The sequence below is a fragment of the Pantoea dispersa genome (assembly GCF_019890955.1).
Classification (GTDB): Bacteria; Pseudomonadota; Gammaproteobacteria; order Enterobacterales; family Enterobacteriaceae; genus Pantoea; species Pantoea dispersa.
In genome coordinates, this window is record NZ_CP082347.1 from 57,472 (window position 1) to 69,988 (window position 12,517).

15 protein-coding genes are annotated in these 12,517 nt (G+C 55.5%); 8 read left to right on the plus strand and 7 right to left on the minus strand.

What is annotated here, in order from left to right; genetic code table 11:
- Positions 1 to 48 precede the first annotated feature (48 nt).
- Positions 49 to 435, plus strand: coding sequence for a VOC family protein (locus K7H94_RS18995; protein ID WP_058770451.1), 387 nt, complete (start codon positions 49 to 51; stop codon positions 433 to 435).
- Between the two features lie 13 nt (positions 436 to 448).
- Positions 449 to 1,198 carry a 2-phosphosulfolactate phosphatase gene (locus K7H94_RS19000; RefSeq protein WP_222952259.1) on the plus strand — a complete coding sequence of 250 codons (750 nt, stop codon included), beginning with the start codon at positions 449 to 451 and terminating at the stop codon, positions 1,196 to 1,198.
- Between the two features lie 62 nt (positions 1,199 to 1,260).
- Here K7H94_RS19000 and K7H94_RS19005 read toward each other — a convergent pair whose 3' ends face one another.
- Positions 1,261 to 1,695, minus strand: coding sequence for a GNAT family N-acetyltransferase (locus K7H94_RS19005; protein WP_222952377.1), 435 nt, complete (start codon positions 1,693 to 1,695; stop codon positions 1,261 to 1,263).
- Positions 1,696 to 2,010: 315 nt separating this feature from the next.
- On the opposite strand from K7H94_RS19005, the gene K7H94_RS19010 reads away from it, so the two are divergent.
- From K7H94_RS19010 to K7H94_RS19020, 3 genes are read left to right on the plus strand one after another with little or no spacing between them, the layout of a single operon-like run.
- Complete coding sequence (locus tag K7H94_RS19010; RefSeq protein ID WP_125310276.1) at positions 2,011 to 2,334, plus strand: antibiotic biosynthesis monooxygenase family protein; 324 nt, start codon at positions 2,011 to 2,013, stop codon at positions 2,332 to 2,334.
- Positions 2,327 to 2,719, plus strand: coding sequence for an amino acid-binding protein (locus K7H94_RS19015; RefSeq protein ID WP_058781345.1), 393 nt, complete (start codon positions 2,327 to 2,329; stop codon positions 2,717 to 2,719). Before K7H94_RS19010 ends, K7H94_RS19015 begins: the two co-directional genes overlap by 8 nt.
- Positions 2,716 to 3,426 carry an ArsR/SmtB family transcription factor gene (locus K7H94_RS19020; protein ID WP_222952260.1) on the plus strand — a complete coding sequence of 237 codons (711 nt, stop codon included), beginning with the start codon at positions 2,716 to 2,718 and terminating at the stop codon, positions 3,424 to 3,426. The genes K7H94_RS19015 and K7H94_RS19020 overlap by 4 nt, the downstream gene beginning before the upstream one ends.
- Before the next feature lie 173 nt (positions 3,427 to 3,599).
- Here K7H94_RS19020 and K7H94_RS19025 read toward each other — a convergent pair whose 3' ends face one another.
- A complete protein-coding gene (locus tag K7H94_RS19025; RefSeq protein ID WP_222952261.1) occupies positions 3,600 to 4,547 on the minus strand; it encodes a sulfonate ABC transporter substrate-binding protein in 948 nt (315 codons plus the stop codon).
- Positions 4,548 to 4,789: 242 nt separating this feature from the next.
- Between K7H94_RS19025 and K7H94_RS19030 the strand changes: the two genes are divergently transcribed.
- The 3 genes from K7H94_RS19030 (at position 4,790) to K7H94_RS19040 (ending at position 8,024) form a co-directional block, all read left to right on the plus strand.
- Entirely contained in the window at positions 4,790 to 6,844 is a 2,055-nt protein-coding gene (locus tag K7H94_RS19030) for an FUSC family protein (RefSeq protein ID WP_222952262.1), read from the plus strand.
- 106 nt (positions 6,845 to 6,950) lie between these two features.
- The gene (locus tag K7H94_RS19035) at positions 6,951 to 7,172 is read left to right on the plus strand and encodes a YdgH/BhsA/McbA-like domain containing protein (protein ID WP_010615756.1); all 222 of its coding nucleotides are present in this window, start codon (positions 6,951 to 6,953) and stop codon (positions 7,170 to 7,172) included.
- 150 nt (positions 7,173 to 7,322) lie between these two features.
- Complete coding sequence (locus K7H94_RS19040; protein WP_222952263.1) at positions 7,323 to 8,024, plus strand: aspartate/glutamate racemase family protein; 702 nt, start codon at positions 7,323 to 7,325, stop codon at positions 8,022 to 8,024.
- 125 nt (positions 8,025 to 8,149) lie between these two features.
- On the opposite strand, the gene K7H94_RS19045 is transcribed toward K7H94_RS19040, so the two are convergent.
- Genes K7H94_RS19045 through K7H94_RS19065 form a run of 5 tightly spaced genes read right to left on the minus strand, consistent with a single transcriptional unit; the run spans position 8,150 to position 12,435 of the window.
- The gene (locus tag K7H94_RS19045; RefSeq protein ID WP_222952264.1) at positions 8,150 to 9,421 is read right to left on the minus strand and encodes an alanine racemase; all 1,272 of its coding nucleotides are present in this window, start codon (positions 9,419 to 9,421) and stop codon (positions 8,150 to 8,152) included.
- Positions 9,422 to 9,432: 11 nt separating this feature from the next.
- On the minus strand, positions 9,433 to 10,170 hold the full coding sequence (locus tag K7H94_RS19050) for an amino acid ABC transporter ATP-binding protein (protein ID WP_021508752.1): 738 nt from the start codon (positions 10,168 to 10,170) through the stop codon (positions 9,433 to 9,435).
- Positions 10,167 to 10,811 carry an amino acid ABC transporter permease gene (locus tag K7H94_RS19055; RefSeq protein WP_021508751.1) on the minus strand — a complete coding sequence of 215 codons (645 nt, stop codon included), beginning with the start codon at positions 10,809 to 10,811 and terminating at the stop codon, positions 10,167 to 10,169. Before K7H94_RS19055 ends, K7H94_RS19050 begins: the two co-directional genes overlap by 4 nt.
- Complete coding sequence (locus K7H94_RS19060; protein WP_150059721.1) at positions 10,808 to 11,545, minus strand: amino acid ABC transporter permease; 738 nt, start codon at positions 11,543 to 11,545, stop codon at positions 10,808 to 10,810. Before K7H94_RS19060 ends, K7H94_RS19055 begins: the two co-directional genes overlap by 4 nt.
- Positions 11,546 to 11,598: 53 nt before the next feature.
- The gene (locus tag K7H94_RS19065; RefSeq protein WP_222952265.1) at positions 11,599 to 12,435 is read right to left on the minus strand and encodes an ABC transporter substrate-binding protein; all 837 of its coding nucleotides are present in this window, start codon (positions 12,433 to 12,435) and stop codon (positions 11,599 to 11,601) included.
- Positions 12,436 to 12,517 lie beyond the last annotated feature (82 nt).

The window sequence follows — 12,517 nt, forward strand, 5'->3', positions numbered from 1 at the left end:
CTACCGGGTTAACAACACCCAGAAAAACGTTTTCAGGAGTCTAGCCAGATGTTTACGCACATGCGCATTGCCAGACCCGTCTCCCAGCTTGAACGATCGGTGCTGATGTTTAGTCAGGGACTGGGTCTGCAAAAAATTGCCGAATTCCACGATCACGACGGTTTCAATGGCGTGATGCTGGGGCGAAAAGACCTCGACTGGCACCTCGAATTCACCTGCTGCCCGGGACATCCCATTCAACCCTCGCCAACCGAAGACGATCTCCTCGTCCTCTATTATCCGGATGAAAATGCATGGAAGCTGGCATGCGAAACCATGATTGACGCGGGTTTTAAACGGACGAATTCTTTCAATCCTTACTGGGATGTGAATGGGCAAACCTTCGTCGATCCCGACGGGTACCGGGTGGTGATGCAAAACAGGGCGTGGGAATAACGGAGAAAGCCTGGTGCAATGGTTCAGTCAGGAAAAATTTGCGGTTCGTCTTGAGTGGGGCCTGCCTGCGGTAGAGCATCTTGCCGGGGAGGTCGATTGCGTTGTCATTGTTGACGTTATGTCGTTCTCAACTTGCGTCAGTATGGCTGTCAATAATGGTGCCTGTGTCTATCCGTACCCCTGGAAAGATGCTTCTGCTATTGAATATGGTTTGAAAATGGGAGCCAGCACAGCGAGTCCGGACAGACGATTCAGCGGTGAAGGTTACAGCCTATCGCCGGCTTCGCTAAGAAACATAAGCGAGGGTGAAAAACTGGTCCTTCCATCGCCTAATGGTTCAGCCGTTTCATTCAAAGCAAGGGATGCAGGAGTAGCAGTGTTGAGCGGCTGTTTCAGAAACATATCTGCGACCGCGAATGCCTGCCGTTCCTTCGGCCGTGTGCTTGTAATTCCCTGCGGAGAACGCTGGCCCGATGGGAGCTTTCGCCCCAGTATTGAGGATTATGTGGCTGCTGGCGGAATTATCGCTGCAATGGGGCGTCAAAATTGCTCACCAGAAGCAGAGGCTGCGGTGGCTGTCTGGCAGCATTACCATAAGCAAAACCTGGTGCTTCTACGGGAGTGTTCGTCTGCAATAGAGCTGATACAACGTGGATTCGCCGCGGATGTCGATCTCTGCCTTGAAGTAGACAAGTCCAGCCTGGGATGTCGGCTTTGGGGTGATGCCTATATGTCAGCATTGCCCGGGCAAAATAGTTTCTGACCGACCAGACGGCGCGCTTTGTGCCAGGAGCGGACATCAATGAATATTGCTGTAGATTTCACTCAGCGATGTTTCTCTAATCTGATATCTGTGTCATTGATGTCAATTTTATTGCCCCAGCCGAGCTGTATGTAAAATTTTGCTGCACGACTTTGTTTGTCAGTTTCAAGCCAGGCAATCTCATGATGCCTGAATAATTCCTTTTCCGCGATTTCAACAAGCCTGCGACCTATACCCCTGCCTTCGTACTCCGGGAGAACAAAGGCAGCAAAAAGGCAGCCTTCATCAGGTAAAATCATAGAAAAACCAATAATTTTTTCGTTATCAGTCGCAACCCATGCACAGCAACTCTTTTCAATCAAATCAGCTACTACGTTTTCGGTAATCCCGATTCGCTGCATTTCCTCACGACTTAAATGATTCTCGATAACTGAGATTCTGACATGAAACATGCCATCGACATCAGCTGCCTGGGCGGTTCTTATATTTATGTTCAGAGGTATAACTCCATTCCAGGATAAGCATAAATTTTAGTATTGATGTCATTATTGTGAAGCCATTAGGGTTTCAGTCCAAAACTGCTTGTAATGTCTGTTTTTCGCTTATACCAGACATCGAAGTGTATATGAATCCGCTTTGTATCAGAAGCGGTCATAGCCAGTGGTTCCATATTCCCGCCTTTTAACTTCTGCGTTTGCTGTTTATCGCTTTTTCATGCAGATGGCTTCGCTGACACAGACACTTCGGTACCGGCCGAAGCAACATGGCTTTGTCTTCATTAAGCTGTCTGAAAATTAACGAAGGAGCGGACCATGATTGCAGTACTTTTTGAGGCAGAAGCCCTGCCAGCAGCTCAGGAGCGATATCTTCAACTTGCTTCTGAGCTGAAACCTCTTTTATCCGACACGCCCGGATTTATTTCCATTGAACGCTTCCAGAGCCTGACCACGCCCGGCAAGATCCTCTCTTTGTCCTGGTGGGAAGATGAGGATGCTGTCGCCGGGTGGAAACGCAATGTGATGCATCAGGCCGTGCAGCAAGAAGGCAGGCAGTCGATTTTTTCATTCTACAGGATACGGGTAGCCAGCGTATTCCGTGATTACTCTTCTGATAAGGGAACCAATCCGCATGCATGACATTCACGTTATTCTCAAAAATAGCCCGGGCTCGCTGGGTTTACTGGGGAGTGTATTGGGGAAAAACGGTGTGGGTCTTGAAGGAGGTGGCGTATTTACAACACCGGAAGGCGGACATGCGCACTTTCTGGTTGAAGACGGTTATAAAGCGCGCACGGTATTAACTGAAGCCGGTTTTGAAGTCGGCAACCTATGTCGTCCTCTGGTCAGAAAATTAGCGCAGGAACGTCCCGGAGAGCTGGGCGAAATCGCTGACACGCTTGCCCGGAACGGCATCAATATTCTGGTACAGTACAGCGACCACCATAACCGGCTCATTCTCATTACGGATGATGATGTCCGGGCAGCCGAAGTAACCCGAAAATGGGCAGTAGCTTCTGAATGAACCTTGTTAACCAAACGCGCGAAAGTGAGCCGGATAATGTCCTTGAAACATCAATGGCAATGGTGGCATCTGCGCTGGCAGACCCGTCAAGGGTGGCTATTCTGTGCGCGCTGATGGACGGGCGCGCATGGACAGCGACCGAACTTAGCGTAGTGGCTGGCATAGCAGCCTCGACAACCAGCGGGCATCTGAACCGACTCCTCAGCAACGGTCTGGTCATTTGCATGATGCAGGGTCGTCATCGCTATTACAGTCTGGCTGGCCATCCTATCGCCGGATTGCTGGAAAACCTGATGGGGGTTTCCATGGGGACCATTAAGGCCCCCGTTTCCAGTACGCCGCTTCATCTGCGTTATGCACGCACCTGCTATGACCATCTGGCAGGCGAGCTTGCTGTCGAAATTTATGACTTTATGCTTAGGGAAAACTGGCTGGAAGCAGAGGGGTCGGGACTGACATCAGCCGGCAAAATCCATTTTGAGAACATGGGCGTTTTACTTAACTCCCGCACACGGCGCAAGCCTTGTTGCCCCTGTCTGGACTGGAGTGAAAGGCGTTTCCACCTCGGCGGTGACGCGGGCTCAGCCCTGTTTACGCTTTTCCTGCAAAAAGAATGGGTAAAGCGTATACAGGGATACCGTGAAGTCAACGTAACCGATTCAGGCCGGGTGGCAATGAATCGGCTGTTTAAGCTGAAAATCAGCTGAATTAACGTCAGGTACCGGTCGATGTGATCAGGTGAGCCGGCATATCTTCATTGTGAAAGGTTAAGCGGAGGGCGATAAGTTTGCCCTCAGGATGCGGTAACTTACCGTCCGGCCGTAGAAAACAGGCTTACTCCGCTTCAGGTCAGGCGCTTAATCGCCAGAACATAGAGGGGTTAGTTCTTATCCAGCGACCAGGTCGCGCTGCGCACATCAACCTTCACCGGTAGCAGGCCGACGCGGGTGAAGGTGTCCGCCAGCGCCTGCTGTTCCGCAAACACCTGCGGTGACATGCGTGACGCGCCATAAGGCAGGCGTTGCAGCGTGGTCTGCCAGATGGATTTATCCAGACCGGTGGATTTCGCCAGAATCGCGGCGGCTTCATCCTGATGCTGATTGGCCCAGTCGCTCAGCTTGCTCAACTCGTCAACCACCTGCTTAGCCGTTTGTGGGTGGTTTTCGGCAAACGGGCGGCTGGCAAGATAGAAGGTGTAGTGCGGCACCAGACCTTCGGCGTTGCGCACTTCACGCGCGCCTGCGTTGGCTTCGACCTCAGCCAGGTAGGGATCCCAGATCACCCAGGCATCGATTGCGCCCTTCTGGAAGGCGGCGCGCGCATCGGCCGGCGGCAGGTAAACCGGCGTGACATCTTTATAGTTCAGCCCGGCATCTTCCAGCGCTTTCACCAGCAGATAATTGACGTCTGAACCCTTGTTCAGGCCAACGCGTTTGCCTTTGAGATCGGCCACGCTTTTGATGGGTGAGTCTTTCGGCACCACAATGGCTTCGGTTTTAGGGTTGGCGGGTGAATGTCCGAGATAAATCAGATCGGCTTTTGCCGCCTGCGCGAAGGCGGGTGGCGCATCGCCGGTGGCGGCCAGATCGATACTGCCCACGTTGAGCCCCTCCAGCATTTGCGGGCCGGCGGGGAATTCCACCCAGCGCACCGCAATACCCTCTTTTTTGAAGGTCTCATCCAGCGTGCCGCGATATTTCAGCAGCGCAAAAATGTTGGCTTTCTGATAGCCGATGGTGACGGTTTCCGGGTTGGCGGCGAAGGCGTGCGTGGCGAGCAGGCCGAAGCTGAGTGCCAGTGCGCTCAGGGCAAAACGTTGTGCTTTCATGGGACGTCTCTCGTGGTTTTTCCTCCATCCTGGCAAAGTTGTTATATAACCAATAAATAACTTTTTAATATCGCTTATAACTCTAATTCCAGCCTGCATCAGCATTCACTGTAATGGGCAAGTTGCATAGAGAACCGGATAATTAGCACGGTAATAATTTGTATAACAAATCAAAATGTCATCGCCGCAGGCTTCTGTCAGGATAAGCGATAACGTTGCCTGCTATAGGTTGCTCCCGTTCTATGAAGTGGTTTTCCCGAAGCGCCGTACTGTTCTCTGCCAAAACCTGTCTGGCCGCCTTTCTGGCTTTTTATCTTGCGCTGGAACTTAACCTGGACAAACCCGCCTGGTCACTTACCACCGTGTATGTTGCCTCGCAGTTGTATTCCGCTTCGACGGTGTCCAAATCGGTGTTTCGCTTTTTTGGCACCGTGCTCGGCGGGCTGTTTACTCTGTTGATCTATCCGGTTACGGTCCAGTCGCCGATGCTGTTCAGCCTGTGTATTTCACTCTGGGTTGCCGTCTGCCTGTATCTCTCGCTGCACGACCGCACGCCAAAAAGTTACGTCTTTATGCTGGCCGGCTACAGCGCCGCCATTATGGGCTTTCCCGATGTGACCTCGCCCGGCGCCATTACCTATACGGTAATTTCCCGCATTGAGGAAATCACCGTGGCGATTGTCTGCAGCAGCCTGGTGCATCGGCTGATCTTCCCGGTTTCGATGCGCCATCTGCTCGAACAGAGCGTCGGGCTGTGGTATCAGAACGCGCATAAATTGTGTAGCGAGCTGATGACGGCGATGCCTGCGGCAAAATCGCTGGAGCGCGAGGATATTCTGGTGCAGATGGCCAACTATCCGCTTAACGTCGAAACGCTGATCACCCATTGCGTCTATGAAGGGGATGCCGCGCGGCGGCTGGTGCGGCTGGTCAGCGTGCAGTATCAGCATCTGTCGTACCTGATCCCGACGCTCACCGCCATTGAATCGCGTCTTAATCTGCTGGCACAGCAGCAGATCCGCTTTCCCGATTATGTCGCGACGGCCTTTCAGCAATTTTTACACTGGCTGAACGGCGACGCGCAACAGCCGGTGCGCGATCGCCTCACCGGCGCTCAGGAGCAGCTGCAGCAGGCCTGGCGCGCAGGGCGGCTTAACAGTGAAGAGAGCATCTTGCTCATCGGCCTGCTGGAACGGTTACTCAATTTTGTCCGTATTGCTGATGCTTACCACAGCGTCAGCGAGCGCGTCAGTGACTGGACGCCAGCGGTGAAACCGGGCAAGGCGTCACGCGCGCACAAGCATGTCGATAAAGGGCTATTACTGCTGTCGTGCTTTACTGCCTTCATCGCCACCTTTGCCAGCTGCCTGTTCTGGATCGGCAGCGGCTGGCGTGATGGTTCAACCGCGCCGATGATGGCGGCGGTGCTATGTTCGTTCTTCGCCGGGCTGGATAGCCCCATCGCGCCAATGAAGCTGTTTCTGAAGGGCGTACTAATCTCCATGGCGATCAGCCTGATTTACGTCACGCTGCTGATCCCACAGGCGGTGACGTTTGAAGCGCTGGTGATTTGCCTCGCGCCGGGATTATTTGCTTTAGGGCTGGTGATTGCCAATCCGTCCACCAACCTGATCGGTCTCATCGTTGCCACGCAGATCCCCGGTTTGATCGGCATGAGCCACCATTTCAAACCCGACTTGCAGCTTATAGTGAATGCCATGATCTCCACGCTGGTGGGCATTGCCGTTGCGCTGGTGCTGACACTGCTGATTCGCAACAAACGCCCGTCATGGACGGCCACGCGTGCGCTGCGTAAAGGCATTCGCGATCTGCTGCAGTTTATTACCGCGCTGCGCATGAACACCGCCACGCTGACGGCGCGGCAGCAATTTGTCGCACGCACGCTGGACAGAGTAAACGTGATTCTGCCGCGTAAACGCGTCGATCCGGCACCGGAGCTGGTGGCGGGTGGTAACCTGATTGCGGAGGCCTGGCTCGGGGCTAACTGCTATGACTATTACACCCGTCATCGGCACCTGCTGTCGGCGAACCAGATAGAAAGCGCGGCCATGTTTTACGAGCTGAGTCAGTTTCTTAAGCAGCGGCTGAAAACGCTGGACAGCACGCCATCGCCGGCGCTGCTGCATGAGCTTGATGTGTTACTGCTGCGGCTGGAGGCGGCGGCGCAGCAGGAAAATGCGCTGTTTGCGCCGCTGTTTCATCTGTTCAATATCCGTCTGTCGCTCTTTCCTGGCGCGCGCTGGCCGCAGCCGCTGGCAGAGCAAAACCGCACATAGTGTGATTAAGATCGCACTTTTTGTTAGGTAGGTAATAATAACAATGGTTACTATAACTCCCATGCAGAGCATTCAGCTCTGACCCAAACATTGAAGGAATATGACCATGAAAAACGTAAAAACTCTGACCATCGCTGCTGTTGCTGCTCTTTCTATGATCTCTTTCGGTAGCTTCGCCGCTGAAAGCATCTCCGTTCACGGCAGCACGCTGGATAGCGCTGAAGCCCAGGTTGCCGCTCAGGCTAAAGCGAGTGGTGCGGACAGCTACAAAATCACCAGCGCCCGCGCAGACAACGGCGTGGACATGACTGCTGAGCTGTACAAATAATAACAATCCTTTTCTCCGTTAACGTGCTTAGCCCGGGTTATCCCGGGCTTTTTTGTGCCTGCGATGCGGTTCAGCGCCGCGATGCTTTCAAGCCTTCATTGAATACCGTACAGTGCCAGACGAGCTAATTTCCGTGGGGAACGGTAACTGATGAAAATGATTGGCCTGATTGGCGGCATGAGCTGGGAATCCACCGCGCTCTATTACCGCATCATCAATGAACAGGTAAAGCAACAGCTGGGCGGACTGCACTCGGCGCACAGCCTAATGTACAGCGTCGATTTTCAGCAAATTGAGAAATTGCAGGTCGCCGGTGAATGGCAGCAGGCCGGTGAAATCCTGGCCGAAGCCGCCCGTAGCCTGGAGCAGGGCGGGGCGGATTTCATTGTGCTGTGCACCAACACCATGCACAAAGTCGCCGATCAGATCACCACGGCCACCCGCATTCCGCTGCTGCATATCGCTGACGCCACGGCACAACGCATTCGTCAGGCCGGCGTGAAACGCGTCGGTCTGCTGGCGACCGCGTTCACCATGGAGCAGGAATTCTATAAAGGGCGCCTTGAGCAGCAATATGACATCGAGGTGCTGGTACCGGACGCTACCGGACGTAAAACGGTGCACGACATTATTTATCAGGAGCTGTGCCTCGGCGTGATCCGTGAAGAATCACGCGCGCAGTACCGTGACATCATCGCTCAGCTGGTGGCACAAGGGGCTGAAGCCATTATCCTTGGCTGTACCGAAATCACGCTGCTTGTTAAAGCGGAGGATGCGGCGGTGCCGCTGTTCGATACCACATTAATCCATGCGCAGGACGCGGTGAAGCTGGCGCTGGCAACAAATAACTAGCCTGCTAATTATAATCTGTGTTATTATGTGTTCATTGAAGGCACAACGCCGACCCGCATGGTCGCACAGGGATGTGCCAGAACTGGCTGCCAGCACTGGCAGCCTTTTTTGTGGCTGAAAAAGCGTCAGAACGCGGTTTCCAGTGAATCGGTGACGCAATAGTCATCATCCACCAACGGTAAATAACGCCACTTGTCAAATGCGGTACAGGGATGGGAAATGCCGCAGCCAATCCAGTCGCCCGGTTGCAGCGGATCGTCCGCCGGTAACTGCAAATAAGCGTGCTGATCGTTGACGTCGGTGATGCGCAAATGCGTAGCCGCGCGCGGTGCGCTGCCGTCCGCCTGACGAATCCACAGCGGATTGGGCAGATCCTGATCGAACGGCACATCGCGCCGGCCGAAATCGACAAAGGCCAGCCCCGGCTCCGGACGCGATAACACGCGGCCCCAGATCTCCAGTGCGGCGCTGAAATGGTGCGTTGCACCCGGCTGCGCAAAGGGGGCAATGCGTGCATACAAGCCGCTGTCATGTGCCATGTACGCACCGGATCGAATCAGCGGCGTGACCGGCAGCGGCAACTGTGCCGCGCTGAAGCAGGCCGCGGCCACATCAAACCACGCGCCACCGCCGGCGCTGAGAATAATTTCCCCGCTGGCAAACAGCTGATGTTCAGCGAGCAGCGCGGCGGTCGCGATCATCATCTCGCAGTAATCTTTCACGCGCTGCATGCCTGCGGCATCGCGTCCGGCACCCAGCGCACCTTCATAACCGGCCACCCCCACCAGCTGCAGCGAGCGACTGTCTTGGATTGCCTGGGCGATTTCCAGCGCGGCCTGCGGTGAGCGACAGCCGGTGCGGCCGCCGCTGACCGACATCTCCAGCAGTACGGCGATCTGCGCGCCGCCGAGATGCTGCTCAAGCAGTTTTACGCCCTGCAGCGAATCCACATAACAGAGAAAGCCGTGGTCGGGATGCTGCTGTTGCCACTGGCCAATCCAGAGGATCCCGGCGGGATCCACCAGTTCATTGGCGAGAAACACGTTGCGGATGCCAAACTGGCGCAGCGCGCGCACCTGGGCCGGCGTCGCTGCGCTCAGGCCCCAGGCGCCGCCTTCACTGACGGCACGGCGCAGAATCGCCGGCGACATTGAGGTTTTGCCGTGCGCGGCCAGCATCACGCCGTTTTCCCGGCAGAACGCCGCCAGTTGCCGCAGGTTATTCTCCAGCGCCGATTGTTTCATCAGCATCAGCGGTGAGAAAACGTCAGGGCTGTTAAACACCGGCGTGCCGTTAGCCAGCGGCTGATTGCCCGTTCCGGCCACCGATTTAAACCGCGGCGCAGGCTGCAGCGCATCCAGCGCGCCGTCGGCCTGCAAAGGGAAGTGAATCGACATCCTGCCTCCTGTTAGTGCTCAAGCACGCGCGACAAAAACTGCTGGGTGCGCGGATTCTGCGGATTAACAAAAATCTGCTCCGGCGAACCCTGTTCGGCGATCACCCCCTGGTCCATAAACACCACGCGATCGGCGGTTTTACGCGCAAAGCCCATCTCATGCGTCACCACCACCATGGTCATGCCTTCGCGTGCCAGACTGCGCATCACTTCCATCACTTCACCAACCAGTTCGGGATCGAGCGCGGAGGTGGCTTCATCGAAGAACATGATTTTCGGCTCGACCGCCAGCGCGCGGGCAATCGCCACACGCTGTTGCTGCCCGCCGGAAAGCTGAGCCGGATAGTGATGCGCGCGCTCCGCCAGGCCAACGCGCGTCAGCGCCGCCATGCCGCGTTTGTTCGCTTCCGCTTCGGACAGCTTCTGCGCTTTAATCAGCGCCAGCGTCACGTTGCCGAGTGCGGTTTTATGCGGGAACAGGTTGAACTGCTGAAACACCATGCCGACGTGGCCGCAAATTTCACTGCTGCGTTTACGGTCGTGCAGCGGTACTTCATTGACCCAGATTTCGCCGCCGTCGGCGGTTTCCAGACCACTCATAATGCGCAGCACGGTACTTTTTCCCGAGCCGGAGGCGCCAATCAGCACCAGCACTTCGCCCGGCGACACGTCCAGGCTGATCTCTTTCAGTACCTGAGTTGCGCCAAAGGATTTGGTAATACGGCTCAGCGTAATGGCGGATTTGCTCATGATAACTGGCTCCTGGTTTGATGATGTTGAACCCAACGGGAAAGCGGAAAGCAGACAGCGAAGTAGAGCAGGGCGACCAGGCCGTAAACCACCACCGGCTGGCCAATGCGATCGACAATCGCCTGCCCCTGGTGCATCAGCTCCGACATGCCGATCATGCTGACAATTGACGTATCTTTGATCAGTGAAAGATACTGACCCACCAGCGGCGGCAGTACGATGCCGCGCGTTTGTGGCAGCACTACGCTGAGAAACGTCTGGCGTTTTGATAATCCGAGGATCCACGACACTTCCCACTGCCCTTTCGGCACGGCTTCAATGCCGGCCCGGAACACTTCAGCAATGTAAGCGCCCTGATAAATGCTCAGGCCCAGAATGCCGGCGGCGAACAAATTGATTTCATAGCCAAAATAGGCCACGCCGAAGTAAATGAACATCAGGGTGATCAGTACCGGCGTGCCGCGAAACAGCTCGGTGTACAGCACGGCAATCTCTCTGGCGATCGGCAGACGGCTGGTGCGAAGCACCGCGGCCAGTAAACCGAGCAGGGTGCTGCCGGCGATAGCGGCGATGGACAGCAGTAAGGTGATGACCAGCCCTTTCAGCAGGATTGGCAGCGAGCTGATGATAAGTTCGCTCATAACGCATTCTCTCGTTTCACTGGATTAATCAGCCATTTTTTTGCCCACCGCCAGCCGGACTTTTTTACCGGCGTCACCAGCGGCGGGTGGAACAGCCGGCGTCCGGCCACGGTGCCAAGCCATGAAAACAGGTTGCTCAGCACCAGATACACCAGGGCAACCACGCTGAAGGTCTGGATATAAAGCAGGGTGCGCGCGTTGATCACTGTGGCGGTGCCGGTCAGCTCCGGCAGGGCGATCGCCGAGAGTAGCGACGTACCGAGCAGCAGCTGAATCAGGTTATTGATGATCGCCGGCCAGACGGCGCGAGCCGCCTGCGGCATCACCACGCTGAGGAAAATCTGGTGGCGCGGAATGCCGAGGATATACGCCGCTTCCAGCTGGCCCTTCGCCACGGACTGAATACCGGCGCGGAAGGTTTCCGACAAATAGGCACCGACGTTAATCCCCAGTGCCAGCACGCCGGCGGTAAAGGCGCTCATGGTGATACCGAGCGACGGCAGGCCAAAAAAGATGATAAAGATTTGCAGCAGCACCGGTGTATTGCGGATGAATTCAACATAACAGTGGCTGATCCAGCGCAGCGGCGCCAGCGGTGAAGATTTCGCCAGTGCGGCCAGCAGACCGAGCGCCACCGCCAGCGCGAACGCCAGCAGGGTAACCTGCAGCGTGAGCCACGCGGCCTCCAGAAAGGTGTCGGCGTAACGCCACAGGGTTAGCCATTGATAACTCATGGTATGACTCCTTCAGGCGGCGCAGCCTGTGCGACTGCGCCGTGGGCGGACAATCAGTATTGCGGATTCAGCGGATAACGCGGTTTGCTGCCGAACCATTTCTCATACAGCTGGGCGTTCTCACCGGATGCGTTGATTTCAAACAGGAATTCGTTGAGGTAATTGGTCCATACCTGGTCGCCCTGTTTCACCCCAAAGGCGTTGTACTCCAGTGGTACCAGCGCTTCGTTGGTCACGGCCAGTGACGGATCGAGCTTCGCCTGGTAAGCGAGGAAGTTGTTATCCTCGATCATCGCATCGGCCTGACCCTGTTTGACGGCCAGAATCGCCGCCTGGGATGAGTCGTACTCCTGAATTTTCACGTCGATGCCGAGGTTGCGCACTTCGTCGCCATTGGTCGAGCCTTTCACCGTGGCAATGGTTTTGCCGGCCATGTCATGCGCAGACTGAATGCCGCTGTTTTTGCGCACCAGCATTGCCTCACTGGCTACTACGTACGGATTGGTGAAGCCAATCTCTTTGGCACGTTCCAGATTGCGGGTGAAGTTACAAAACACCACATCGACTTTGTTGGTTTGCAGATTAGGGATGCGGTTGGCGCTGGTGGTGTTGACCATTTCCAGCTTCACGCCCATCTCTTTGGCCAGCGCTTTCGCCAGGTCAACGTCGTAACCATCCGGGTTGCCGTCTTTGCCATAAAAACCGAACGGTGCGAAGCTCAGGCAGTCACCGACGCGCAATGTGCCGCGCTGCAGCACGGTTTGCAGCGCCGACTGTGGCGCTGCGCCAGTCTCTTTTTTCTCTTCGGTGGGCGTACAGCCTGCTATCGCCAGCAAGACCAGCGCACCGGCCACGGTTTTGGCACTTAATTTCAGCGATGTTGCATTCATCTTTATGCTCTCTTTAAATGTTTGACGAGACGGCGTTATTCCGCATCACCCGTTTAATAGACGATCGCCAGCGCAGCGGCCG